The sequence below is a fragment of the Streptomyces sp. NRRL S-37 genome (assembly GCF_000721605.1).
In the GTDB taxonomy this organism is placed as follows: Bacteria; Actinomycetota; Actinomycetes; order Streptomycetales; family Streptomycetaceae; genus Streptomyces.
This window is the reverse complement of record NZ_JOIZ01000009.1, coordinates 49,116-71,835: the sequence shown is the minus strand read 5'-3', so window position 1 is coordinate 71,835 and position 22,720 is coordinate 49,116. Positions and strand designations below refer to the sequence as shown.

Annotated in this window: 20 protein-coding genes; 7 read left to right on the top strand and 13 right to left on the bottom strand. The window is 72.1% G+C overall.

Features of this window, described 5'->3' with window-relative positions:
* Nucleotides 1-14 precede the first annotated feature (14 nt).
* Genes IH50_RS0115650 through IH50_RS0115630 form a run of 5 tightly spaced genes read right to left on the bottom strand, consistent with a single transcriptional unit; the run spans nucleotide 15 to nucleotide 5,457 of the window.
* A complete protein-coding gene (locus IH50_RS0115650; protein WP_030861687.1) occupies nucleotides 15-1,523 on the bottom strand; it encodes a sulfatase-like hydrolase/transferase in 1,509 nt (502 codons plus the stop codon).
* Nucleotides 1,520-2,521 carry an aliphatic sulfonate ABC transporter substrate-binding protein gene (locus tag IH50_RS0115645; protein ID WP_030861686.1) on the bottom strand — a complete coding sequence of 334 codons (1,002 nt, stop codon included), beginning with the start codon at nucleotides 2,519-2,521 and terminating at the stop codon, nucleotides 1,520-1,522. Before IH50_RS0115645 ends, IH50_RS0115650 begins: the two co-directional genes overlap by 4 nt.
* Before the next feature lie 20 nt (nucleotides 2,522-2,541).
* Entirely contained in the window at nucleotides 2,542-3,351 is an 810-nt protein-coding gene (locus IH50_RS0115640) for an ABC transporter ATP-binding protein (protein ID WP_030861685.1), read from the bottom strand.
* The gene (locus IH50_RS0115635) at nucleotides 3,348-4,205 is read right to left on the bottom strand and encodes an ABC transporter permease (protein ID WP_030861684.1); all 858 of its coding nucleotides are present in this window, start codon (nucleotides 4,203-4,205) and stop codon (nucleotides 3,348-3,350) included. Before IH50_RS0115635 ends, IH50_RS0115640 begins: the two co-directional genes overlap by 4 nt.
* The gene (locus IH50_RS0115630; protein ID WP_030861683.1) at nucleotides 4,192-5,457 is read right to left on the bottom strand and encodes an ROK family transcriptional regulator; all 1,266 of its coding nucleotides are present in this window, start codon (nucleotides 5,455-5,457) and stop codon (nucleotides 4,192-4,194) included. Before IH50_RS0115630 ends, IH50_RS0115635 begins: the two co-directional genes overlap by 14 nt.
* 241 nt (nucleotides 5,458-5,698) lie before the next feature.
* Here IH50_RS0115630 and IH50_RS0115625 point away from each other — a divergent pair, with 241 nt between their 5' ends.
* Nucleotides 5,699-7,033 carry a family 43 glycosylhydrolase gene (locus tag IH50_RS0115625; RefSeq protein WP_030861681.1) on the top strand — a complete coding sequence of 445 codons (1,335 nt, stop codon included), beginning with the start codon at nucleotides 5,699-5,701 and terminating at the stop codon, nucleotides 7,031-7,033.
* Nucleotides 7,034-7,219: 186 nt separating this feature from the next.
* The gene (locus tag IH50_RS0115620) at nucleotides 7,220-8,683 is read left to right on the top strand and encodes an MFS transporter (protein ID WP_030861679.1); all 1,464 of its coding nucleotides are present in this window, start codon (nucleotides 7,220-7,222) and stop codon (nucleotides 8,681-8,683) included.
* Between the two features lie 21 nt (nucleotides 8,684-8,704).
* Here IH50_RS0115620 and IH50_RS0115615 read toward each other — a convergent pair whose 3' ends face one another.
* Nucleotides 8,705-9,562 (bottom strand): endonuclease/exonuclease/phosphatase family protein, encoded by an 858-nt coding sequence (locus tag IH50_RS0115615; RefSeq protein ID WP_030861677.1) that lies wholly within the window; start codon nucleotides 9,560-9,562, stop codon nucleotides 8,705-8,707.
* Between the two features lie 419 nt (nucleotides 9,563-9,981).
* Here IH50_RS0115615 and IH50_RS0115610 point away from each other — a divergent pair, with 419 nt between their 5' ends.
* Entirely contained in the window at nucleotides 9,982-10,878 is an 897-nt protein-coding gene (locus tag IH50_RS0115610) for an RNA polymerase sigma-70 factor (protein WP_030861676.1), read from the top strand.
* A 120-nt stretch (nucleotides 10,879-10,998) separates the two neighbouring features.
* Here IH50_RS0115610 and IH50_RS0115605 read toward each other — a convergent pair whose 3' ends face one another.
* Nucleotides 10,999-12,507, bottom strand: coding sequence for a PTS transporter subunit EIIC (locus IH50_RS0115605; protein WP_030861675.1), 1,509 nt, complete (start codon nucleotides 12,505-12,507; stop codon nucleotides 10,999-11,001).
* 267 nt (nucleotides 12,508-12,774) lie between these two features.
* Between IH50_RS0115605 and IH50_RS0115600 the strand changes: the two genes are divergently transcribed.
* From IH50_RS0115600 to IH50_RS0115580, 4 genes are all read left to right on the top strand, one after another.
* Nucleotides 12,775-13,248 carry a carboxymuconolactone decarboxylase family protein gene (locus tag IH50_RS0115600; RefSeq protein WP_030861668.1) on the top strand — a complete coding sequence of 158 codons (474 nt, stop codon included), beginning with the start codon at nucleotides 12,775-12,777 and terminating at the stop codon, nucleotides 13,246-13,248.
* Between the two features lie 390 nt (nucleotides 13,249-13,638).
* Nucleotides 13,639-14,385 carry an SDR family oxidoreductase gene (locus IH50_RS0115590; RefSeq protein ID WP_030861666.1) on the top strand — a complete coding sequence of 249 codons (747 nt, stop codon included), beginning with the start codon at nucleotides 13,639-13,641 and terminating at the stop codon, nucleotides 14,383-14,385.
* Between the two features lie 100 nt (nucleotides 14,386-14,485).
* Nucleotides 14,486-14,899 (top strand): hypothetical protein, encoded by a 414-nt coding sequence (locus tag IH50_RS0115585; RefSeq protein ID WP_030861664.1) that lies wholly within the window; start codon nucleotides 14,486-14,488, stop codon nucleotides 14,897-14,899.
* A gap of 244 nt (nucleotides 14,900-15,143) precedes the next feature.
* Complete coding sequence (locus IH50_RS0115580) at nucleotides 15,144-16,352, top strand: serine hydrolase domain-containing protein (protein ID WP_030861662.1); 1,209 nt, start codon at nucleotides 15,144-15,146, stop codon at nucleotides 16,350-16,352.
* A 66-nt stretch (nucleotides 16,353-16,418) separates the two neighbouring features.
* On the opposite strand, the gene IH50_RS0115575 is transcribed toward IH50_RS0115580, so the two are convergent.
* The 6 genes from IH50_RS0115575 to IH50_RS0115550 form a co-directional block, all read right to left on the bottom strand.
* Nucleotides 16,419-16,892, bottom strand: a complete 474-nt coding sequence (locus IH50_RS0115575) for a hemerythrin domain-containing protein (RefSeq protein ID WP_030861661.1) — start codon at nucleotides 16,890-16,892, stop codon at nucleotides 16,419-16,421.
* A 30-nt stretch (nucleotides 16,893-16,922) separates the two neighbouring features.
* Nucleotides 16,923-18,170 carry an MFS transporter gene (locus IH50_RS0115570; RefSeq protein WP_030861659.1) on the bottom strand — a complete coding sequence of 416 codons (1,248 nt, stop codon included), beginning with the start codon at nucleotides 18,168-18,170 and terminating at the stop codon, nucleotides 16,923-16,925.
* Nucleotides 18,171-18,288: 118 nt separating this feature from the next.
* Nucleotides 18,289-19,323: an Acg family FMN-binding oxidoreductase gene (locus IH50_RS0115565; RefSeq protein WP_051767323.1), complete on the bottom strand. Its 1,035-nt coding sequence runs from the start codon at nucleotides 19,321-19,323 to the stop codon at nucleotides 18,289-18,291.
* 221 nt (nucleotides 19,324-19,544) lie between these two features.
* Nucleotides 19,545-19,991: a hypothetical protein gene (locus IH50_RS0115560; protein WP_030861656.1), complete on the bottom strand. Its 447-nt coding sequence runs from the start codon at nucleotides 19,989-19,991 to the stop codon at nucleotides 19,545-19,547.
* Nucleotides 19,991-21,328: a multicopper oxidase domain-containing protein gene (locus tag IH50_RS0115555; RefSeq protein ID WP_030861652.1), complete on the bottom strand. Its 1,338-nt coding sequence runs from the start codon at nucleotides 21,326-21,328 to the stop codon at nucleotides 19,991-19,993. Before IH50_RS0115555 ends, IH50_RS0115560 begins: the two co-directional genes overlap by 1 nt.
* On the bottom strand, nucleotides 21,312-22,541 hold the full coding sequence (locus IH50_RS0115550) for a TIGR04053 family radical SAM/SPASM domain-containing protein (RefSeq protein WP_063759491.1): 1,230 nt from the start codon (nucleotides 22,539-22,541) through the stop codon (nucleotides 21,312-21,314). Before IH50_RS0115550 ends, IH50_RS0115555 begins: the two co-directional genes overlap by 17 nt.
* Between the last annotated feature and the right edge of the window lie 179 nt (nucleotides 22,542-22,720).

Below are 22,720 nucleotides of genomic sequence, written 5' to 3'. Positions count from 1 at the left end.
GGTGACGGGCCCGGTCAGGGCCGGTAGGTGGATTCGTCGAGTCCGCTCAGGGTGGGGTCGTGGCCCACCTCGCCGACGTCGTACATCGAGGTCATCCAGTGGTAGAACTTGTCGCCGCGCTCCCGCAGCACGTCGTACAGGCGGCGGGTCATCCGGGAGCGGATCTCGGCCATGTCGGGGTGGTCGTGGACGTTCTGGAGTTCGTCCGGATCGTTGTGCAGGTCGTAGAGCTCGTTGACCGAGTCGGGGTTGACGACGAGTTTGTAGCGGTCCTCGCGCAGCATGCGCTGCGGGTACGGGAAGTGGTGGCCGTGGAACTCGCAGACGATGTCCTCGTCCCAGTCCGTCTCCTCGCCGTGCACCAGGGGCAGCAGGCTGCGTGAGTCGACCGCGGGCTTGGGGTCGATGCCGGCCAGTTCGAGGATGGTCGCCGTGCAGTCGAGCAGGCTGACGAACTCGTCGCGCACGACGCCGCCGGGTGCGCCTGGGACGCGCAGCAGGCCGGGTGTGCGGTAGATGTCCTCGTACATCGCCGGGCCCTTGTCGTGCAGCCGGTGCGAGCCGGTGAACTCCCCGTGGTCGCAGGTGAAGAAGACAGCGGTGTCGTCGGTCAGTCCGAGGCGCTCCATGGCCTCCATGACCCGGCCGATCTGCCGGTCGATCAGCGCCACATAGCCCCAGTAGACGGCGATGAGTTTGCGGGTGGTCTCGATCGGCATGGTGTCGAAGGTCCAGTGCGCGCTGTAGTTGCGCTGGACCGGGGGTTTGCCGTGGAAGGTCTCGGCGATGGACCGCGGGAGTTCCACGTCGGCCGGGTCCACCAGGTCGAAGTACTCGTCGGGGAGGATGTACGGCAGGTGCGGTCCGAAGAAGTGCAGGGCGAGGAAGAACGGCTGTTCGCGTTCGCGGGAGTCCGCCGCGTACTTCTCCAGTTTCTCGATGGCGCGGGTGGCCAGGTAGTGCTCGAAGGTGGCCTCGACGGGCTGGTGCAGCCGGGCGGCGAGGAGGTTGCCGGGGCCGCCGTTGGGCAGGGTGCCGCGGATGCGGTCGCTGATCTCGTACGGCGGCAGTCCGTGCTCGTCGAGGTGGGCGAGGTAGTCCGGGTGGTCCACCGGGTTGTGCCAGCCGGGCAGTTCGGGGCCGTCGAAGCCGTAGTCGGCGGCCGTGCGCCGGGTGCCGACGTGCCACTTGCCGATGAGGCCGCAGTTGTAGCCGTTCTCCCGCAGGGCGTGGGAGAAGGTGAACTGGTCCTCGGCCAGGTCCTCCAGGTAGCCGACGTTGCGCTCGTGGTTGGCGAGCAGCTTGTGCCGGAAGGGGGCCTGGCCGGTCAGCAGGCTGGCCCGGGCCGGGGTGCAGATCGCGGTGGGGGTGTACCAGCGGTCGAACCGGGTGCCGGTGGCGGCGAGTTCGTCGAGGACCGGGGTGTGCGCCAGCGGGTTGCCGTACGTGCCCAGGGTGTCGGCCCGGTGCTGGTCGGTCATGAGGAAGAGGATGTTCTTCCTGGACGTGCCGGACTGGGTCACTTGCCTGCTCCGATGAAGAGGTCGCCGGTGTAGTACTTCTCGGGGTCGACGGGCTGCTTGAGCTTGCCCGCCTCGACGAAGTAGTCGTTCATGCCCTTCAGCCACTTGTTCACGGTGCCGTCCTCGGTGAGCTTGTCGAGTTCCTCGACGCTGAGCACCTTGTTGTTGGCGGCGTCGGCCTTCACCTGGTCGGCCGGGATCTTCAGCATCTCGGCGGTGAGGCCGATGGCCTCGTCGGTGTGCTCGCTCCGGAACTTCATGGCCTCGCGCAGGACGGCGAGGACCTTCTCGGCCTTCTCCGGGTCGTCGGCCACCAGCTTGTTGCCGGCCACGAAGGCGGTGGGGAAGGAGACCTCGTCCTCGAAGTCGGTGTTCTTGGCGAGTTCGACCAGGTCCGGGATCTGCTTCTTGATCGTGGCGGCCGCGGGGTACCAGAAGCCCGCGCCGTCGACCTGCTGGGAGGAGACGGCGGAGACGATGGTCGACGGGTCCATGGGGACGAGCTTCAGGTCGTCCTTGGTCATGCCCGCCTTCTTCAGGGCGAGCGAGAGGATCATGTCGCCGGAGGTGCCTTCGGGGACGGCCACGGTCTTGCCCTTGAGCTCCTGCATCGAGGTGATGCCCGGCTGGGCGAGGACCCGGTCGGAGTTGCCGAGGGTGTTGATCGCGACGATCTTGGCCTGGCCGGAGGCGGGAAGCCACATCGCGCCGGGGCCTATGTAGCCGAAGTCGAGGTTGTCCGTGCCGAGTGCCTGGATCTGCAGGGGGCCGTTGGTGAAGACCTTGGCGTCCGCCTTGAGTCCGTGCTTCTTCCACAGGCCCTTGGCGTCGGCGATGGCGATGAGGCTGGCGCCGTTGAAGTCGTTGATGTAGCCGAAGCGCACCGTCTCACCGGAGCCGCCGGAGGAGTCGCCGCTGCCGCAGGCGGCGAGCAGGGCCGTCGCGGCCACACCGGCGAGGGAGACGGTGACGTGTCTGCGTGTGCGGGAGAGTCGCATGAGGGGTGGTTCCTTCCGGGTCAGTTCGTCGCGGAGCCGGCGGCCGCGGGGGCGGTGCGGCCTTCCTGGTGGTAGACGGAGTGCCACACGCGGTTGCGCAGCGCGGCGAACTCGGGGCTGAGGCGGAACGTTTCGTTTCGCTCGATGGCGGGGTCGACCTCGACGACGTCGTAGACGCGCCCGGGGCGGGCCGCCATGACGATCACCCGGTTGGCCAGGAACACGGCCTCGTCGACGTCGTGGGTGATGAACAGCACCGTGCGCTTGTCCTGGCTCCAGGTCTTCAGCAGCTGTTCCTGGAGTTTGACCCGGGTCAGTGCGTCGAGGGCGCCGAACGGTTCGTCCATCAGGAGGATGGAGGGGTCGACGGCGTAGGCGCGGGCGATGGCGCAGCGCTGGCGCATGCCGCCGGACAGGGTCTTGGGGAGCGCGTCGGCGAAGCGTTCGAGTCCCACCAGCTCGATGAAGTGCTCGGCCCGGCTGCGGCGTTCGGCCTTGGGCACGCCCGTGGTGCGCAGACCGAACTCGACGTTCTGGCGTACGGTCAGCCAGGGGAAGAGGGCGTACTGCTGGAAGATCACTCCTCGTTCGGGTCCCGGCCCCGAGACGGGCACGCCGTCCACGAGGGCGCGGCCCGCCGTGGGTGTCTCCAGCCCGGCGAGGATGTTCATGAGGGTGCTCTTGCCGCAGCCCGACGGGCCGACGACGGTGACGAACTCGTGGTCCGCGATGTCGAGCCAGACGTCGTCGAGGGCGGTGAAGGTGTCGCGGCCGAGGGCGAACGTCTTGGTGACGCCCTGGACGGATATCTTGGCCGGCTTGCTGGTCATCGGCGTTCCTGCCATCCGGTGAGCTTGCGTTCTGCGAGGAGCAGGATGCGGTCCATGAGCAGACCGAGGATCCCGATCGAGATCAGCCCGACGAAGATGGTCGGCAGATCGTAGTAGAGCTGGGCGTTCTGCATGCGGTAGCCGAGGCCCTCCTGGGCGGCGATGAGCTCCGCGGCGACCAGGGTGGCCCAGGCCGAGCCGAGGCCGACCCGCATGCCGACGAGGATGAAGGGGGTGGAGGCGGGCACCACCACGCGGGCGAAGATGACCGCGTCCCCGGCTCCCAGCACCCGGGCCGCGTTGATCAGGGTGCGGTCGACGTTCACCACGCCCTGGAAGGTGGAGATCACGCACGCCAGGAACGCGGCGAGGAAGATGACGAAGATTTTCGGGGTCTCGTCGATGCCCATGACGACCACGGCCAGCGGGATGATCGCCAGCGGTGGGACGGTGCGGAAGAACTGGATCCAGGGTTCCATCAGGCCGCGCGCGATGCCGTACCAGCCCATGAGGAAGCCGACCGGGACGGCCACGGCGGTGCCGAGGGCGAAGCCGATGAGGACGCGGGTCAGGCTGGCGAGGACGTCCTCGCCGAGGGTCCCGTCCGCGATCAGCGTCCCGGCCCGGGAGACGACCTCCGGCGGTGTCGGCAGTTTGAAGCCGGCGGCCGCCGCGGCCCACCACAGTGCGATGCCGAGCGCGACGGACACGGCGTTGAGGATCAGGGGGAGCCCGCGCCGGCCCGTCCGCGAAGACTCCGCCGCGGTCTTCGTGGCGTTCGTGGCGCCGGCGTCGTCCGGGGCCGGGGGCGACTTCTCGGATGTTCCGGCGTCCCGCTTCTCAAGAACGGACATGGGCGGCTCCTTCGGTGGTGGAAACGCGGGCATCGGTGTCGCCCTTCACGTCGGCGGTTTCGGGATACCTCGCCAGCAGCGGGGAGTTGTGGAAGACGGCGGCGAGGGCGCCGATCGCCCCGTCGTCGTCCGAGAGCCGCGCGGCCTCGACGACGGGACCGGCCGACGCGGTCGGGAAGAGGTCGGCGGCGAGCGTGGCGGCGACCTGCTCCACGATGACCGGGGCCAGCTGTGTGATCTCGCCGCCGATGACGACCTTCGCCGGGTTGAGGGTCATGGTCGCCGCTCCGACGACGCGTCCCAGGGCCCCGGCCGCCTCGCGCAGCACCCGGTCGACGACGGGGTGCGCACGGGCCGCGGCGTCCGCCAGGTCCCGCAGGTTCTCCAGGGGCAGACTGAACTCCCAGCAGGCCGCGAGGATCGCGGGGACCGAGGCCACCGTCTCCAGACAGCCTCGCTTGCCGCACCGGCAGGGCCGGCCCGCCGGTTCGACGGTGACGTGCCCGAGCTCGCCGGCCAGTCCGGCCGAGCCGGTCACCAGGTGCCCGCCGACGACGAGACCGCCGCCGACGCCGTCCGACAGCCGTACGTAGACCAGGTCGGCGACGCTCTCGGTGCCGCTGATCGCCTCGGCGAGGGCGGCCAGGCGGGTGTTGTTGTCGACGATCACCGGCGCGTCGAAGCGTTCGGCGAAGGCGACGTCGACCCCCTCCGGGGCCGGGCGGAGCGCCGTCCCCAAGGGGGTGGTGCGGGGCGGGGCCGCCGCCTCCGGGGCCGGGTAGGGTCCCGGCACGCCGATGCCGATGCCCTGCAGCGCCCCGTAGTGGACACCGGCCTCGGCGCTCAGCCGCTCGACCAGGTCCAGGGCGAGCCCGGTCCGCACCCGCCAGGACGCCGTGTCGTCGTAGCGGGCCGCCCCCGAGGCCATGATCTCGTGCGAGGCGTCGGCCACGGCGACATGGACGCGCCGGTGGCCGAAGTCGACACCCATGAACTGCGCCGACGCGGGGTCGAGCGCCAGCCGCTCGGCCGGCCGGCCACTCCCCTCGCGCCGGGAGGCGTCGGTGTCCACGACCACGATGGCGCCTCGCTGCAGGAGGCTTCCCGTGATCTCGGACAGGGTGGTACGGGACAGGCCCACGACCCGGGCTATCTCACCGCGGCTCATGGCGCCGTTCTCCTGCAGCGCACGCAGGACGCGTTCCTCATGGGTACGCCTGACCAGTGCGTGCACTCCGCTGGGCATCTGCATGCCGGTCAACGTAGGGAGGCCGGATTATTTCGTCAACACTCCGACAGAAAAACGCAACGAAGCGTTCATAAGGCCTGATGGGCAGTGCCCTGAGTGGGCCGGTCAACGAGGATTATTCGTCCGGGGTGTTGACGTAAATGCGCCGGTGTTCGCATGCTGTGCGGCACACCCCCGCCCCGCAGCCCGCCCCGGGCTGCCCTTCACGGGTTCCCGGCGGGGCCGACGAAGGAGAACGCGCCTGATGGCCGATGCCCAGAACCGTTTGCGCCGTCGCTCTCTGCTGGCCGGTGCCGCCGGCGTGGGGGCGGCGGCCGCCCTTCCCGCGACCGCCGCGCAGGCCGCCGCACCCGCGCCGTCACCGGCCGCGCCGGCGCGGCGCCACCCGTCGAACTGGCCCGACCCCGAGCCGTACGGTGTCGCGGACACCCGGCTGGACCTGTGGCCGCGGGAGGACAACTCCTTCCTGCTCCCGCTCGAGCTGCGCCCCCGTGACGAGGAGCGCGGCCAGGTGTGGATACGGGACACCTACGTCAACTGCTTCGTGGTCGACGGCCGCCCGGTCTACGTCGCCACCGGCACCACCCGGGTGCCCGGGCTGGACGCGGCCGGCCCGTGGAACGACGGCATCTTCGTGTGGCTGGCGCCCTCCCTCAAGGGCCCGTGGAGACTCGCCGACACCACCGGCATCCGTCCGGACGCCGAGAAGGGCAAGGTGTGGTCGCCCGAGTTCGCCGGGGAGAACCGGCCGGGGCGTACGGTCGTCGCTCCGTGGCAGGAGTACTGGCACGACGAACGGTTCGGCAAGCGCGGCAACGCGTGGGCCCCGGAGGTGCACTACTTCAGGGGCCGCTGGTACATCGTCGCGTGCATGGGCGACCACTCCCGCAAGGTGGGCTCGTTCATGCTGGTGAGCGAGGGCGGCGTCGAGGGCCCGTACCGGCTGGTCGAGGGGAACCTGGAGAAGCCCTTCGGTGAATCGTTCATCGGGGGACCCGCGTTCATCGAGCCCGGCGCCTACCACCACATCGACGGCGGCCTCTACAGCGAGGGCGACGACGCGTGGCTCGTGCTGCACAACGACCTCTACGCCAAGTTCCGGGACGACATGGAGGACATCGTCACGCCGACGGACCTCCCGAGGTTCCGGCAGACGCCCTACTCCCCCGAGCCGTACCTCGAGGGCGCGTACGTGTTCAAGTACAAGGGCAAGTACTACCTGGTCCACGCCGCGTGGGACCGCACGTCGGTCGACGCCTACGGAAGCACGCGCAACGCCTACGACCCGCCCGGGGCGGGCCGCGTGCAGTACCAGTACGACGCGGTCGTCGCCGTCTCGGACCGCTTCGAGGGCCCGTACTCCGAGCGGTGGACCGCGGGTGTCGGCGCCGGTCACAACAACTTCTTCGAGGACCACAGGGGCGGCCTGTGGGCGACGTTCTTCCGGAACCCGGCCCAGGGCTACTGGAAGGACCCGGAGCGCGTCGCCGACGCCGCCGTGCCCGGTGTCGTACGGCTGGAGTGGACCGGCGGGAAGGACGCCCGCCTGTACGTCGAGCGCCGGGGCGCGGGCCGATGACAGGCGGTTGACCCGGTGAGCCGGTGAGGGGGCGGGCCGTGGTGATCGAGATGTAGGCAATGGGACGTGCGCGTACGGTCGAACGGTGGACCCCCGAAAGGGTGACCCGGCATGACCAGAAGCAGTCCGCGATCGACCTCCGCACCGCAGAACGCCGCCCAGGACACCGGCGGCGGCGGGAACACGATGGCGCTGCTGGTCATCGCGTCGTGTCAGCTGATGGTGGTGCTGGACATCACCATCGTGAACATCGCGCTGCCGCACATCCAGCGCTCCCTCGACTTCTCCACCACCGGCCTGTCGTGGGTGGTCAACGCCTACACCCTGACCTTCGGCGGTCTGCTGCTGCTCGGCGGCCGGACCGGCGACATCCTCGGCAGACGGCGCGTCTTCGTCGTCGGCGTGCTGCTCTTCGCGCTGGCCTCGCTGCTCGGCGGGTTCGCCCAGAACTCCGGCCAACTCCTCGCCGCCCGCGCCCTCCAGGGCGTGGGAGGCGCCATCGCCTCCCCGACGGCCCTCGCCCTGATCAGCACCACCTTCCGCGAAGGGCCGGAACGCAACCGGGCCTTCGGGGTCTTCGCCGCGGTGTCGGCGGGCGGCGGAGCGATCGGGCTGCTCGCCGGGGGCGTGCTCGTCGAGTGGCTGAACTGGCGGTGGGTGCTTTTCGTCAACGTCCCGATCGGGCTGCTCATCGCCCTCGCCGCGCCACGCTGGATCAGAAAGTCCGAACGCCACCCGGGCCATTTCGACGTCACCGGCGCGCTGGCCTCCACCGTCGGCATGGTGCTGCTGGTCTACGGGTTCATCAGGGCCGCGCAGGACGGCTGGCGGGACCCGCTCACCCTGGCCTCGTTCGCCGCGGCCGTCCTCGTCCTCGCCGGGTTCGTCCTGGTCGAGAGGAGGTCGAGGCAGCCCATCACCCCGTTGCACATGTTCGCCGACCGCAACCGCGCGGGCACGTACGGCATCATGCTGTGCCTGGCCGCGGCGATGTTCGGCATGTTCTTCTTCCTGACGCTCTTCGTGCAGGACGTGCTGGACTTCAGCCCCCTGCGGGCCGGACTCGCCTTCCTGCCGGTCAGCGCGGTCATCGCGGTCGGCGCCGGACTGGCCTCACGGTTCCTGCCCGTGTACGGGCCCAAACCCTTCATGGTCGGGGGTGGTGTGCTCGCGGCGGCGGGCCTGGGCTGGCTGACGCTGACCGACGTCCACTCCACCTACGCGGGCAGCGTCCTCGGGCCGATGCTGGTCTTCAGCCTCGGCATGGGCATGGAGTTCGTGTCGCTGACGCTGATGGCACTGTCGGACGTGCCCGTGCGGGAGAGCGGCGCGGCCTCCGGTCTCCTCAACGCCACCCAGCAGGTCGGCGGCTCGCTCGGCCTGTCCATCCTGGTCACGGTGTTCGGTACGGCGAGCGGCAACGAAGCGGAGAAACAGGTTCCGCTCTTCCTGCGGCAGGCGACCCCCGCCGAGCGCCTGCGCTTCCGGAGCACCGGGGAACTGCCGCCGCCCTGGGCCGACGAGGTCCTCACCTCCGGTGTCTCGGCGGCCTTCGTCATGGCGGCGATCTTCGCCGTGCTCGCCGCGCTGATCGCCTTGGTGGCCATTCAGGTCCGCCCCTCCGACCTGCGACGCCTCCAGGGCGGGTGAGCGGGCCCGCCGGTGGCCGGTTCAGCGGCCGCGCCCGCGGACCTCCAGGTCCGCGACCACGGGCCGGTGGTCCGACGCCTCCGTCGCCACCGTACGGGCGCCGGTCACGCGGATGCCGGGCGAGACGGTGACGAGGTCGATGCGCTTGACCGGGTCGATCGCCGGATACGTCCCGCCGGCGTCGGGGGCGGCGTCCCGCAGCCGTTCCCACAGCGGCGCCAGCTCGGGGGCGCTCGCCTCGGCGTTGAAGTCGCCGACCAGGACCTTCGGTCCGCGGTCGGCGGCCAGGACGCCGAGCATGTCCGCCACCTGGGCCTCGCGGACCGACGGGTCGGCCCGGTAGTCCAGGTGCGTGGTGTAGACGTGCACGCGCGCGCCCCGCACATCGACCACCACCTCGGCGAAGCCGGGCGCCGGGGCCGGCACCGGATCGGGTGTCTGGGTGGAGAGCCGGGTGATCTCGTGGTTCTCGGCGGCGAGCACCGGGTGGCGACTCAGCACGGCGACGCCGAACCGCCGCCGTTCGCCGTTCCCGTCGGCCGGGTCCAGGTCGTAGATCGGTGCGAAGAAGACCCGCATGCCCAGCTTCCCGGCCAGTGCGCGTGCCTCGTCGGCGAAGTCGCTCCGGGCACCCCAGTGGACGTCGACCTCCTGGAGGCCGATCACGTCGGCGCGCAGGCCGCGCAGGGCCGCCGCGGTGCGGTCCAGGTCGAAGACCTGGTCCTGGCCGGCCCCGGCGTGGATGTTGTACGTCGCCACCCGCAGCGGCACCGCGGGAGCACCGGCGGCCGTGGCCGGTGCGGCCACGGCCGGCAGGGCGGCGGCGAGTACGGCGGCGCATACGGCGGCGTGGACAGGACGTCGGGATCTGGGCTTCACACCTTCTCCAGGTCGGGCGGGGACAGGACCGGCGCAGTGCGTTCCGCGGGGACTTTCGTCCGTCGCCGCAGCACCGTACCGCCCGGCCGGGGCCTGCCGGAATCTCCCCGTGCGCCTCCGTGGGACACCCGCCCGCGCACGGCCGCGTGGTGACGCCCCGTCATGCCCCGGGGCCGGCGTGGCCGGTCCCCGCACGTCACCCGCGTCCGCCGACGGGCCGGAACAGCCGGGACCGCCACAGCGCCACGCCGATGGCGTACGGCGGCGTGCTGCCGTCGCAGGCCGGGCGGTCATCGGCATGAGGTCTGCCATGAGGTCCGAAGTGCACACCGTGTCACACGATGTGTCGCTCATCTCCCCGGACGCACGCCACTGAACCCGCTTGTAGCATGGTCGCGCGGGAGCCGGAAGGGACGATCATGCACACCGGGGACGACGCCGATTCCCTCGAGCGGGCCACGAGGGACTTCATCGCGGCACGTCCGCGGCTGTTCGGCATCGCGTACCGCGTGCTCGGCAGTTCCGCGGAGGCCGAGGACGTCCTCCAGGAGGCCTGGCTGCGGTGGCAGAACACCGACCGCGGCGGCATCCACGAGCCCACGGCCTTCCTGACCACGATCACCACGCGTCTGGCCATCAACGTCGCGCGGTCCGCGCGGATGCGGCGGGAGTCCTACATCGGGCCGTGGCTTCCCGAACCGGTCGACACCGGTCAGGACCCGCAGATGGGCGCGGAGCGCGCCGAGGCGCTGGAACTGGCGGTCCTCCTCCTGCTCGAGAGGCTGAACCCGCTGGAGCGGGGCGCCTACGTGCTGCGGGAAGCCTTCGGCTACCCCTACCAGCAGATCGCGGACATCCTGGAGACCGGTGAGGTCAACACGCGGCAGCTGGTGAGCCGTGCGCGCAAGCACCTCGCCGCCGAGCGCAGGGAACCCGTCAGCCCCGCCGATCACCGGCGCCTGCTGGAGGTGTTCCTCGCCGCCGCGCAGAAGGGCGATCTGGCGGTGCTGGAGAAGGTCCTCGCCGCCGACGTCGTCAGCTACGCGGACGGCGGAGGCATCCGGGGCGCGTCGAGGATCCCGGTCGTGGGACGTGACCGTGTCTCCAGGTACCTCGCCGCCTTCGCGCCGCGGTTCTGGCCGTCGGCACGGACCCGGTGGGTCGAGGCCAACGGCCGGCCGGCCGTACTCGTCTCCGTCGGCGAGAACGCCGTGGCCCTGCTGTCCGTCGACGTGTCGGCGGACGGGATCGACCGGATCATGTGGGTGATGAACCCGGACAAGCTGTCTGCCTATGTGGCGTCCCTGGACGGCTGAACCGCTTCCGGGCCCGGACTCCCCGGGACCTGCCCGTGCCGGGCCGCCGTGCTCGAAGCGTGTCCGCGCCGGCCGCGTCGTACGGAATCCCCCGTCGTACCGGCCCGTTCCGGGACCGGGTCAGACCTTCTCGGCGGCCCGGTCCGCGGGGACGGGCCGTCCCTCCGCCGGGGAGGCGGGTGCCTTGTCGAGTTCCGCGAGCATGGTCTTCGTGAAGCCGAAGCAGTAGGTGGCGAGGAAGCCCGTCACGTACCCGACGATCAGACCGGCGGTGTAGACGGCGACCGTCCGCCCCAGGCCGTGGTTGCCGTCGAGGAGGGGGAACAGGGCCCACCCCGAGGGACCGATCGCGGTCGAACCGACGTCCGTGCCCAGCTGGTTGAAGAGGCCGACGAACGCGCCGCCGAAGGCTCCGCCCGCGCAGGCGGTGACGAACGGACGCCCCAGGGGGAGGGACACGCCGTAGATGAGGGGCTCTCCGACGCCGAGAAGGCCGGGCCAGAGCGCGGACTTGACGGTCGTACGGACCGAGGTGTTGTGCGGCAGCCGGCAGTAGACCGCGATCGCCGCACCGACCTGTCCCGCACCCGCCATCGCGAGGATCGGCAGCAGGACGGTGAAGCCGGCGCCCTCGATGAGGGTGGTGTGGATGGGGATCAGGGCCTGGTGCAGGCCCAGCATGACCAGCGGCAGGAAGAGGCCCCCGAGAAGGAACCCGGCGCCCGCGCCACCGTGGGACAGCAGCCAGTCGGCGGCGTCGCCGATCCAGGCGGACACCTCGCCGGCGAGGAACATCAGCCCGAACAGGGTCGCCAGTCCGGCCACGAGCACGGTGACGGTGGGCGTGACCAGGACGTCGACGGCCTCGGGCACCCGGCGCCGGCACCACTTCTCCACGTGCGCGCCGAGCCACGCGGCACCCAGGGCACCGAGCACGCCGCCCTGTCCCGGTGAGAGGTGCCGGCCGAACGCCTCGACGTCCGCCACTCCCGCGTAGACGACGACCGACGCGACGGCACCGCCCAGGATCGGCGTACCGCCGAACTCCTTGGCCGTGTTGTGGCCGACGAAGACGGCGATCAGGGCCATGAATCCGGACGCCAGGGCGGTCAGGGCCGGGGTGATCCCCGGCAGCCAGTGCAGGTTGACCAGCAGGCCGTTCAGGCCGGCGATGATGCCGCAGCCGATGAGCGCGGGGATCAGCGGCACGAAGATGTTCGCGACGCGGCGCAGGAACAGCTTGAACGGCGTGGCGTTCCTCGCCTTCCGCTCCGCCCGGAGCGCCGCTCCCCGTTCGGCGAGCGCCTCGGCCGTCACGGGGTCGCCCCCGCGGTCCGGGGCGGGGGACGCCGTCGCGGCCCCGGCCCTCTCCGCCTCGACCAGGGCCTCGAACTCCGGGGTGACGCGCGCCACCGCCCCCGGCCCCAGCACGATCTGGTAGGTGTCGTCCTCGACGACCCCCATGACCGCGGGAAGGGCCTTGAGCCGCTCGTCCTGCACGAGGGACCGGTCGCGCAGCCCCAGTCTGAGACGGGTCATGCAGTGGGCCACCGACGTCACGTTCCCCGCGCCTCCGACCAGGGGGAGGAGGGCGGCGGCGGTGGCGTGATGCTTGTTCTCTTCGCTCATGGTGCGGTCATGCCTTGCTGTGAGGGGGGAGCCGGCGCGTCTTGGAAATTTTCTTTCCTGAGTTCCACTTGGAAGCGAAAGATATTTTCAGCACCCCGGAGCGTCAAGAGCCCGGAAGCGGCGGGCCGGCCGCACATCGTCCGCCACCGTGCCGGCCGGAACACGCGGACACCCAGGCAGTGACGCACGTCACACCGGACCGCTGTCACAGAAGCCACCCCGTCCCGGTCATCCGGGTGTAACCGCACTACGGAGGATGGATCCCCCATGGACACTCGCATCGACTTCTTCGGCAACGCGCTCGCCGGCAAGGTGCTCAAGCACATCAACTCGGCGAACAAGGCGGTGCACGACTCGACGCTGCCGGTCACGACCCAGGAACTGGTGAAGATCCGCGCCAGCCAGATCAACGGCTGCGGCTTCTGCACCGACATGCACACCAAGGACGCCACCGCCGCGGGCGAGACCCAGCAGCGTCTCAACCTGGTGGCCGCGTGGCGTGAGGCCAAGGTCTTCACCGAGGCCGAGCGCGCCGCCCTGGAGCTGGCCGAGCAGGGGACCCGTATCGCGGACGCCGCCGGCGGTGTCACGGACGAGGCCTGGGCGAACGCCGCCAAGCACTTCGACGAGGACCAACTCGCCGCGCTGATCTCGCTGATCGCGATCATCAACGCCTACAACCGCGTCAACGTCATCAACCAGCAGCCCGCCGGCGACTACCAGCCCGGCCAGTTCGGCTGAGACACCCCTCCCGGCACCGGCGGACGAAGCCGGGAACCGGCGCGGGCGGCGGCGTGTTCGCACCCCGTGGCCGCCGTCCGGCGCCGGCCGGGTGCGGATCCGGGGCGACACGGTGCGCGCGGAAGACAGGCCGACGGCGCCCGGCGCGAGGCCCTCGCCGGTGCCGTCGCGGCCTTCGCCACCACGCTGAAGGACATCCACTACGAGGTGTCCGGCCCTGGCCTCTGCTGACTCAGCGAGCAGAGGCCAGGGCAGTAGGCGGACAGTCACCCGGACGGTCCGCCTTCCGGCGTCACACGCGCGCTCCGCCTTGCCTGCCGCGGCAGTGGCACTAACGTGTTGCCGGACAGGCCGCCAACACCCTGTCGTTCCTTCCCGGAAGGACACACCATGCGCATCGCAGTCTTCGGCGGTACCGGGCTGATCGGGTCGAAGGTCGTCGAGAAGCTGAACGCCGCCGGTCACGAAGCGGTGCCGCACTCGCTCTCGACCGGGGTGGACGTGCTCACCGGTGAGGGGCTGGAGGAGGCCGCCGCGGGCGCCGACGTGATCGTCAACCTGACGAACTCCCCCACCTTCGACGAGGCCTCACCCGGTTTCTTCCGGACCTCGATGGAGAAGCTGCTGGCCGCCGCGGAGAAGGCCGGAGCGCGTCACTTCGTCATCCTCTCCATCGTCGGTGTGGACCGGGTGCCGGAGCTGGACTACTACCGGGCGAAGGCCCTGCAGGAGGAGCTCCTGGCCGCCGGGCCGGTCCCGTACTCCATCGTGCGCGCCACCCAGTTCATGGAGTTCGTGGACGCGATCCTGTCCTGGACCACCGAAGGGGACACCGTCCGACTGCCCGGCACCCCGGTCCAGGTCATCGCCGCCGAGGACGTGGCCGACGCGGTCGCCTCGGTGGCCGCGGGCGCCCCGCTGGGAGGAATCCGCAACATCGCGGGCCCCGAGGTCCTTCCCCTCGACGAACTGGGCCGGATCACCCTGGAGGCCCGTGGCGACACCCGTCACACGGTGGTCAGGGACGACGGCGCCGGCATGTTCGGTGCCGTCAGCGGGGACGTCCTCACCGGCAAGGACGACGCCCGTCTCGCCCCCACCCGTTATGCCGACTGGATGGCCGCCCACACGCGCTGACCCGGTCCCCGGCGCCCGCAGCAGCTCCCGTCCGTGCCGCAACGGTGCCGACGCCGCCGGCGACAAGCCGCGGTGGGAAGGCCGGGGACGAGGGGAACACATGCCCTCCGGAGCCCGCACGGCGCACACCGTCGAGGTCACCGCTGAAAGCCTCCAGGAGGACCTGGACCGCCTGAAGACGCGGAAGCAGGCCCTGGAGCGGGAACCGGCCGCCGTCGTGGCCCACGTGGACTCCGTTCAACGGGCTCTCGGCGCCCTCCAGGTCCTGATGCGCGGCCCCGCCGACGCGGGCGCGGGCGGGCAGAAGAAGTACGGCCGGCTCACCGAGCGGATCCTCGACTGCTTCACCACGGTGGGGGGCGCCGGCGTACGGGCCCGCGATGTGGCGGCGGCCCTCGGCCGGGACACCGGCAGCGGAAGCGTCAACGCGGTCCGCGGCACCCTCGGCCGCCTCGTCGGCACCTCCCGCATCCGGCGCTGCGGCCGGGGCCTGTACCGCGCCGGGCGCTCCTGATCCTCCCGGCACGGAGAGGGACGGGGCCCGGAACATCCCTGGTGTCACAACGTTTCGACCGCTCGGTGTCACAGGTGTGGTGAACAAGTTCCTGGTGCCCGGCGGGCGGCCGATGGTGCACTACGATGCCCCAGGTGCCGCCCCGGCCGCCGGTGACTTCTCCGACTTTCCTACGGACAAAGGGAGTTGAGCCGATCCGAGTCGCGGGCGCCCTCCGGTTCCCCCACCATCAGGAAAGACGCGGATGCGGATCAAAGATGTGAGCCTGGTGCTCGCCGGCTCCACCCTGCTCGTCACCCTGGGGGCCGCTCCGGCCCTCGCGGACGGTTCCTCCCTGCCCTCCCCCGACCTCACCGCCGTGCGCACCGTGCACCGCACGGCCCTCTCGCAAGGCGCTCCCGGAGCGCTCACCCGGATCGACGAGGGTCTCACCACCTACCGCGTCGCCACCGGGGAGGCCGACACCGGCACCCACACGGCGATGGACACCGGCCGCCGGTTCCGCGTGGGCAGCGTCAGCAAGACCTTCACCGCGGTGGTGCTGCTGCAACTCGCCGCCGAGGGCCGCGTCGACCTCGACGCCCCGGCCAACCGCTACCTGCCCGAACCGCTGCCCGACGACCGCATCACCGTACGGCACCTGCTCAGCCACCGCAGCGGTCTGTACGACTACACCAACGACATGTTCTACAACACCGTCCCGGGTTTCGAGGCGGTCCGGAACAAGGTCTTCAGCTACCAGGAGCTCATCGGCCTGTCGACCGCGCGGCCCCTGAACAACACGCCGGGCGCCGCCTACAGCTACTCCAACACCAACTTCGTCGTGCTGGGGCAGATGATCGAACACCTCACCGGCACCCCGGTCGCCACCCAGTACAAGCAGCGCATCTTCGCTCCCCTGCGGCTGCGGAACACCTCGTACGTCCACCCGCGCACGACCCTCTCCGGCTCCTACGCCCGCGGCTACCTCCGCCCGGACGACACCACGCTGCCGCTGGTCGACTCCACCGAACAGACCGTCTCCTGGGCCCAGTCCGCGGGCGCGGTCATCTCCGACGGCAAGGACCTCAACCGCTTCTTCTCCGCGCTGCTGTCCGGGAAGCTCCTGCCCGCCGAGCAGTTGGAGGAGATGACCACCATGGTCCCGGTCACCGCGGACGGGAAGCAGTCCTACGGACTGGGCCTCAGGGCCCGCACCCTCTCCTGCGGCACCACCGTCTACGGTCACACCGGCACCGTCCAGGGTTACTACACCTACGCCTTCACCACCGCCGACGGCGCCCGCAGCATGACCTCCCTGGCGAACACCTCCAACAACGGGACCGTGAACGCCACGCTCGGCGCCACGCTGGACGCCTCCTTCTGCGGATCCGGTACGGCCGCCACCGCCAAGCCCAGTGCCCCGGCCCGCGGTTACACCGAGGACATCGCTCCCCAGGTCGCCCGCGACTGATACCGGCGGGCCACCGCACGCCCGTGCCCCGGCCGAACACCCGTCCGGCCGGGGCACGGGGCGGTCTCAGCCCGCCGGCTGCTCCCTGCGCGTGCCGACGCGGGCGCGCACCGCCTCGATCTCCTCCCACTGCTCGGTCGACAGGGCCGCCAGCGCGGCCGGGAAGACACCGTCCTGTTCCTTGAGGATGTGCTCACGCAGCAGGTCGAGCGCCCGGATCAGCCGGTCCGGCCAGGTGACGTCCTCCGGTGTGCCGGCCGCGGCCTCCTCCAGTACGGCCTCGACGAGGCGGTGTTCCGCCTCGAGCGCGGCCATCTGCTCGGGGAACTCGCCGGCGAGGGCGGGGAACAGCCCGTGCTCCTCGACCTGGGTGTGGGGCTCCAGCACGGCGCCGATCCGCCGGGCCAGCCGGGCCATCAGACCGGTGTCGCCGGCCCGGTGGGCGTCCCGGACGTGGCTGATCAGGTCCACCACCGCGTCGTGCTCGCGGGTGAGGTCGTCGATCGCGGTCAGGGACTGGCAGCCGCAGTACTCGCACATGACGGTGCTCCTCGGGGCAGGTGGTGGCGGTCAGTTGGGCTGGGCGGCGGGGACACGGCGGGCGGCCCCCCGGCGTACGCCGGTCGCGGTGTAGGCCAGGGCCGCGGCGGCCACCAGGGCCAGCAGCACCAGGCCCACGGCGTAGGAGCCGTACGCGCCGTACAGAGCGCCCATGACCAGCGGGGGCAGGAAGCCGCCGAGGCCGCCGGCCGCGCCGACGACGCCGGTGACCGAGCCGACCTTGTTCGCCGGGGTCAGCAGGGCCACGAGGGCGAAGACGGCGCCGCTTCCGGCGCCGAGCGCCGCGGCCATGGCGAGGAACGCGAGGGTGCCGGCGGGCACCAGGCCGGGGGTGAACGACTGGGCGAACGCGCCGGCGACCACGAAGGCCAGGGTGCCGGCGAGCACCCGCACCGGGCCGATGCGGTCCGACAGCCAGCCGCCGACCGGCCGCATGGCCACGGCCAGCAGCACGAATCCCGCCATCCGGTTGGCCGCGTCCGCCTGGGCGAGGCCGTAACCGGTCTTCAGGTAGGTGGGCAGGTAGACGGAGAAGGCGACGTAGCCGCCGAAGGCCACCGCGTACAGGGCGGACGCCTGCCAGGTGATGCCCAGCCTGAAGGTCGCGGCCAGCCGGCGCGCCAGCGACTCGGCCGGCACGGTGCGTCCGGGGGCGTCGCGCAGCAGCAGGGCGGCGGTCACCGCGTACACGGCGAGCGCCGCGGAGGTGATCAGGAACGGGTTGGCCATCCCGTGGGCGTCGACCAGCGGGACCGTGGTGAGGGCGCTGATCGCGGTGCCGCCCATGCCGGCGCCGAAGACGCCGATGGCCAGGCCCCGGCGTTCGGGCGGGAACCACGCGCTGACGAACGGCACGCCGACGGCGAAGGAGGTGCCGCCGATGCCGAGGAAGAAACCGCCGATCAGCAGCCCGGCGAGCGAGGAGTGCCCGGCCAGGCCGAGGTAGAGCACGGGCACGATGGTGGTCACCGAGACCAGCGGGAACATCACCCGTCCGCCGAACCGGTCGGTGAGCGCGCCGACCGGGACGCGGCCCAGGGAGCCGACCACGACGGGGACCGCCACCAGCAGCGACTGCTGGAACGACGACAGGTCCAAGGAGTCCTGCAGCCGGGGGGCGAGGGGGCTGAGCAGTGCCCAGGCCCAGAAGTTGAGGGCGAAGCCGGCCGTGGCCAGGGCCAGCATCAGCCAGGCCCGGCCGGTCACGGCCGCACCGGGTTCCGGTGCTCGATTCGACTTGTCCGACGGCTGGAGCATGCCGTCCGTCCTCCCTGTTCGCGGTGCGGCCCGGGTCAGTCGGCGCCGCGGGTCCCGGGCTGTGTCCCGGTGTCCCGCCCTCACTATCGGCGGCGGAGGGCGGTGGACGGGTGGGCCGTCAGTCCTCGTCGCCGGGTCCGGCGGTCCCCGGATCAAGGTCCGAACGGCGGGCGGCGGCGGACGGCGGGCCGGCCGGATGTGCCGCGGCGCGCGGGGTGCCCTTCGCCTCGGGTCCGTAGCCGAAGCGGATCAGCACCTGCGGGCGGCACCACCGGGTGCCGGGGACCCGCATCGCCTCGCGCAGGTCCGGCCACTCCATGGCCTGGTGGAGCAGTGAGGTCCGTACCCCGTGCGCGGTGGCCACCAGCAGCGCGCGTTCCAGGGCCTGGCCGGCCGCGAGCCAGTCCCGCGGCCGGTCGCCGACGGTCCACAACAGGGCGACCTGGGCATGCCGTTCGAACCGCATCCGTGACCGTCCCGGCACGGGAACCCGGCCGGTGAAGTCGCGCATCGGCATGCGCCCCGCGGCGTCCAGCGGGCGGGCGGCGGTGAGCGGCAGGCCGTACGGGCCCGCCCCGGGCGGGGCGACCCAGGCGCGGCTCTCGGCGGTACGGGCCTCGTCCGTGGCGTTGCGCAGTTCGGCCGCCGACGTCACCCGCAGCAGGCGGCGGGTCTGGAGGATGTCCGGGACGTACAGGTGGGCACCCTCGGCCCGCGCGGCGGCGGTCATGTCGGCGACGACCGGTTCGGGCACCGGTCGGCCGGTGAACGGCATCCGGCTGGAGTGGCGCCGTGCCACGGCCGGGTACAGGGCGCGGTGGGCCGGCGAGGGGTCCGTGCTGACGGTCAGCCGCACGGTGGCCAGCAGTTCGGGATCGCGGGGGTCCGGCAGCAGGTGCGGTACGGGCTCCCAGCCCAGGTGGGCCGCGGCGGCCCGCAGGTTGAGGACGGCCGAACCGGCGGACAGGTACAGGGCGCGTCCGTGCGGGTCGGCCAGCGCCAGGGCCCGGCTGCGGTCGGCGTGGACCGTGACCGCCCGGGTGCCCAGGTCGAAGCCGAAGCGCCAGGGCTGGGTGTTGTGGATCGAAGGCGCCGCCACCGCCGCGGCCAGCAGCGTCTCCAGGGCGGTGGCGTCTATCTCCTTGGTCTGCACAGTGGCTCCTCGCTGTCCGGGGAACCTCCGGTGTGGAGGAGTACGGCCCGTACTCCTCCACCCTGCGCCGCCCCCGGGGCCGGGGCGATGGGCCGGGCGGCCCCCCGCCCCGCGCCGAGGGGCCCTGGGGGTCTTCGGCGGCGCCTTGACGGCGTGCGGGGCCGCCGCCGCGTGGGCGCGACCGGCGACGACGGCACACCGCCCCGCTACCGGCGGGACGTTCAGGTGGCCGGCAGGGCGGTGGCGAGGAGGACGACGCCCAGGGAGCCGACGAGGGAGACGACGGCGAGGGCGCGGGCCGGGCCGGCGCGGTGCCGCGCGTGCGCGATGCCGTGGCCGGCCGCGGCGGCCATCACCACGGCGAACAGGGCGAGTTTGGCGGCCAGGGTGCGGCCGTAGCCGGGTTCGGCGAGGGAGGCCCAGGTGACGCCCTTGTGCCAGGCCATGGCGATGCCCGTGCCGAGCTGCACCGGCAGGAACAGGGCGCCGGTGAGCATCCCGAACCGGCGTCCCGCCTCGGCGGTGAAGCGGTCCTTGGCGTCGGGGGCGAGCAGGCGCCTGGCGAGCGGCAGGATCACCAGGGACAGGGCGAGCTGTCCGCCGACCCACAGCGCGGCGCCCGCCACGTGCGCGAAGCGCACCAGGGACCAGGGCCCTACGGTGTCCACTACCGGCTCACCTCCACGGTGCCGTGGGCCCCTGCCTCGGCGTGCCGCATGTCGTGGTCGACGAAGGAGTAGTGCCCGGCCCCGGGGAAGGTGGTCTCGACGAAGCCGCCCTGGGCCGGGGCCAGGTCCAGCACCTGCGCGCCGCCGGGCTGCTCCGGTGTCAGCAGGTAGGCGCCTTCCTTGTACACCGTGTCGAAGACGGTTCCGACGATGTGGAAGGCGACCGGGTCGGCGGGCCCGGCGTCGACCACCCAGAACCGGGCCCGTTCCCCGGCCTTCAGCGTCAGGGGCCGCTTCGCGTACTGGGCGGCGACGCCGTTGAAGACCCAGGCGTCGGGGGTGCCCTCGCGCATCCTGGTCACCTGGGCGGTGCTGCCGGGGGTGCCGAGGTAGAGCTCGGAGGAGACCAGGAGGTACTCGTGGTCCACCTTCTCCAGGCCGGGCGGGTCGATGACGACGGCGCCGTACATGCCGTTGCCGATGTGCTGGAGCATGGGGGCGGTGCTGCAGTGGTACAGCCAGGCCCCGGCCTTCTCCGCGCGGAAGCGGTAGACGAGGCGTTCGCCGGGTTGGAGGGTGCGCATGGGCCGGTCGGGGGCGAGGGATCCGGCGTGGAAGTCGATGCCGTGGCCCATGGTGTCGTCGTTGACCAGGGTGATCTCGAAGACGTCGCCGACCTTGCCGCGCAGGGTGGGGCCGGGTGCGGTGCCGCCGAAGGTCCACCTCCGCTGTTCGACGCCGGGGGCGACCTCGGCCGTGGTGCGGGAGGCGCGCAGTTCCAGCTTGTGGATCCGTCCCTCCGGGGCGGGGGCGAGGCCGGCCGTGCGCGGCCGCCAGCCCGGGGAGAAGCCGGCGCCGAGGTCGGGGCCCGTGCCGCCGGAGGAGTGCCCGCCGTGGCCGTCGTGGCTGTCGGCGGCGGCCGTCTCGCGGACGACGATGTCCAGGGTCATGCCGGCCGCGCGGTGTCCCGGCAGGGTGCACCAGGCCTCGCGGTCCTCGGTGACCGGCCCGAGGTCGAGGGTGCGGCTCTGCCCCTGGGCGAGCAGCGGGGTGGCGGGGCCGTTCCCGACCTTGAGGTCGTGGCGCTGCGTGTCGGTGTTGGTGACCTTCAGGCGCAGGACGGTCCCCTCGGTGACGTCGATGCGGGCGGGGCGTACGCGCATGTCGTCCAGGGTGACCTCGACGGTGCGGGTGACGGCGGTGCCGCTCGCGGTGTCCGGTCCGTCCGTGTCCCCGCCGCTGCCCGCGGCGAGCACGGCCAGCACGGTCAGGGCCGCTCCGGCCGCGGTGCCCAGGAGGGCGGGCCGCCGGGAGGGGCCGTCATGGCCGCCGCTCATGCCGCTCCCCGGTGTCCGGCAGTGTGCTGAGGAGGGCCGCCGCCAGATCGGGCCGGCGGGTGAAGGATCCCGGCCGGTAGCCGCACCAGGGCTCCTCGGCGTACGGGTCGCCGGTGACGCCGTACGCGCGGGACCGCGAGCCTCCGCAGACCCGGCGGAACTCGCACGTCCCGCACCGTCCGCCCAGCCGGTCGGGGTCCCGCAGGCCGGTGAACAGCTCCGAGGTGCGGTAGATCTCGGTCAGGGGGCGGGTGCGCACGCTGCCGGCGCCCAGGGGGAGGAATCCGCTGGGGTGCACGGTGCCGGTGTGCGCCACGAAGACGAAGCCGCGGGCGGCGTTGACGTCCAGGGGCGGGCGCCGGGCCCGCCGTCCCCCGGCGTCCAGGCCGAGCCGGGCGGAGCGCTCCCGCAACTCCCGGTAGAGCGGGCCGAGTCCCAGCACCTCCACATGGTCGTCGCCGGCCTCGGCGAGGATCTCGCGCTGGATCGCCACCCGGCGGAAGTGGTGGGCCTCGGTGGTCTTGGCGGGCACGGTGAGGCCGACGTCGTACACGAAGTTGAGTACGTCCTCGGTCTCGGCGGGGGTGAGTTCGCCGAGCTGCCGGCCGCGCCCGGTGGGCACCAGGAAGAAGGCGCTCCACAGCATCGCCCCGTGATCGCGGACGAGCCGGACGATGTCCGGCAGGTCGTGCAGGTTGTGCCGGGCGACGGTGGTGTTGATCTGCACCTTCATGCCCATGGCGCGGGCGGCGTCCCACGCGTCGAGCGTCCAGCCGTACACGCCGGGCACTCCGCGGAAGCCGTCGTGCAGTTCCGCGGTGGAGCCGTCCAGGCTGAGGGAGAGTCCGACGGCGCCGGCCTCGTGCACCTCCCGCAGCCGCCCGGGGGTGAGTGTCGGGGTGCCGGACGGCGACACGGCGACGCGGACGCCGGCCTCCTTGCCGTGGGTGATCAGCTCGTTGAGGTCGGGGCGCTGGAACGGGTCGCCGCCGGTGATCACGAACAGCGGGGCGGGCTGCCCGAACGCGGCGACCTGGGCCAGGAGGTCCTTGGCCGCGGCCGTGTCCAGCTCGCGCGGATCGCGGTCGGGGACGGCCTCGGCGCGGCAGTGCAGACAGGCCAGCGGGCAGGCGCGGGTGGATTCCCAGATGACGATGAACGGCCGGTCGGTGACGTCCTGGTGCTGCCGGCGGATCGCGCGTGCGCCGCTCATCGGGCCCTCCGCGCCCGGGTCGTGGTGAGGGTGCGTCCGGCCGCCCGGGAGTCGTGGCAGACGACGGGCCGGGCGGCCGGACGGTGACCGGTCCGTGCCGCACGCAGCGTCCGTGACGGGAGATTGCGGGGGACACATCCGCACGGATGCTGGTGGCGGTGGTGCACGGGATACCTCCG

Coding starts and splice junctions, on each gene's coding strand:
- IH50_RS0115645 (WP_030861686.1), bottom strand. CDS start 2,521: ATGCGACTCTCCCGCACACGCAGACACGTCACCGTCTCCCTCGCCGGT.
- IH50_RS0115550 (WP_063759491.1), bottom strand. CDS start 22,541: ATGAGCGGCGCACGCGCGATCCGCCGGCAGCACCAGGACGTCACCGAC.
- IH50_RS0115580 (WP_030861662.1), top strand. CDS start 15,144: ATGCGGATCAAAGATGTGAGCCTGGTGCTCGCCGGCTCCACCCTGCTC.
- IH50_RS0115590 (WP_030861666.1), top strand. CDS start 13,639: ATGCGCATCGCAGTCTTCGGCGGTACCGGGCTGATCGGGTCGAAGGTC.
- IH50_RS0115635 (WP_030861684.1), bottom strand. CDS start 4,205: ATGTCCGTTCTTGAGAAGCGGGACGCCGGAACATCCGAGAAGTCGCCC.
- IH50_RS0115600 (WP_030861668.1), top strand. CDS start 12,775: ATGGACACTCGCATCGACTTCTTCGGCAACGCGCTCGCCGGCAAGGTG.
- IH50_RS0115610 (WP_030861676.1), top strand. CDS start 9,982: ATGCACACCGGGGACGACGCCGATTCCCTCGAGCGGGCCACGAGGGAC.
- IH50_RS0115575 (WP_030861661.1), bottom strand. CDS start 16,892: ATGTGCGAGTACTGCGGCTGCCAGTCCCTGACCGCGATCGACGACCTC.
- IH50_RS0115625 (WP_030861681.1), top strand. CDS start 5,699: ATGGCCGATGCCCAGAACCGTTTGCGCCGTCGCTCTCTGCTGGCCGGT.
- IH50_RS0115630 (WP_030861683.1), bottom strand. CDS start 5,457: ATGCAGATGCCCAGCGGAGTGCACGCACTGGTCAGGCGTACCCATGAG.
- IH50_RS0115605 (WP_030861675.1), bottom strand. CDS start 12,507: ATGAGCGAAGAGAACAAGCATCACGCCACCGCCGCCGCCCTCCTCCCC.
- IH50_RS0115640 (WP_030861685.1), bottom strand. CDS start 3,351: ATGACCAGCAAGCCGGCCAAGATATCCGTCCAGGGCGTCACCAAGACG.
- IH50_RS0115555 (WP_030861652.1), bottom strand. CDS start 21,328: ATGAGCGGCGGCCATGACGGCCCCTCCCGGCGGCCCGCCCTCCTGGGC.
- IH50_RS0115570 (WP_030861659.1), bottom strand. CDS start 18,170: ATGCTCCAGCCGTCGGACAAGTCGAATCGAGCACCGGAACCCGGTGCG.
- IH50_RS0115620 (WP_030861679.1), top strand. CDS start 7,220: ATGGCGCTGCTGGTCATCGCGTCGTGTCAGCTGATGGTGGTGCTGGAC.
- IH50_RS0115585 (WP_030861664.1), top strand. CDS start 14,486: ATGCCCTCCGGAGCCCGCACGGCGCACACCGTCGAGGTCACCGCTGAA.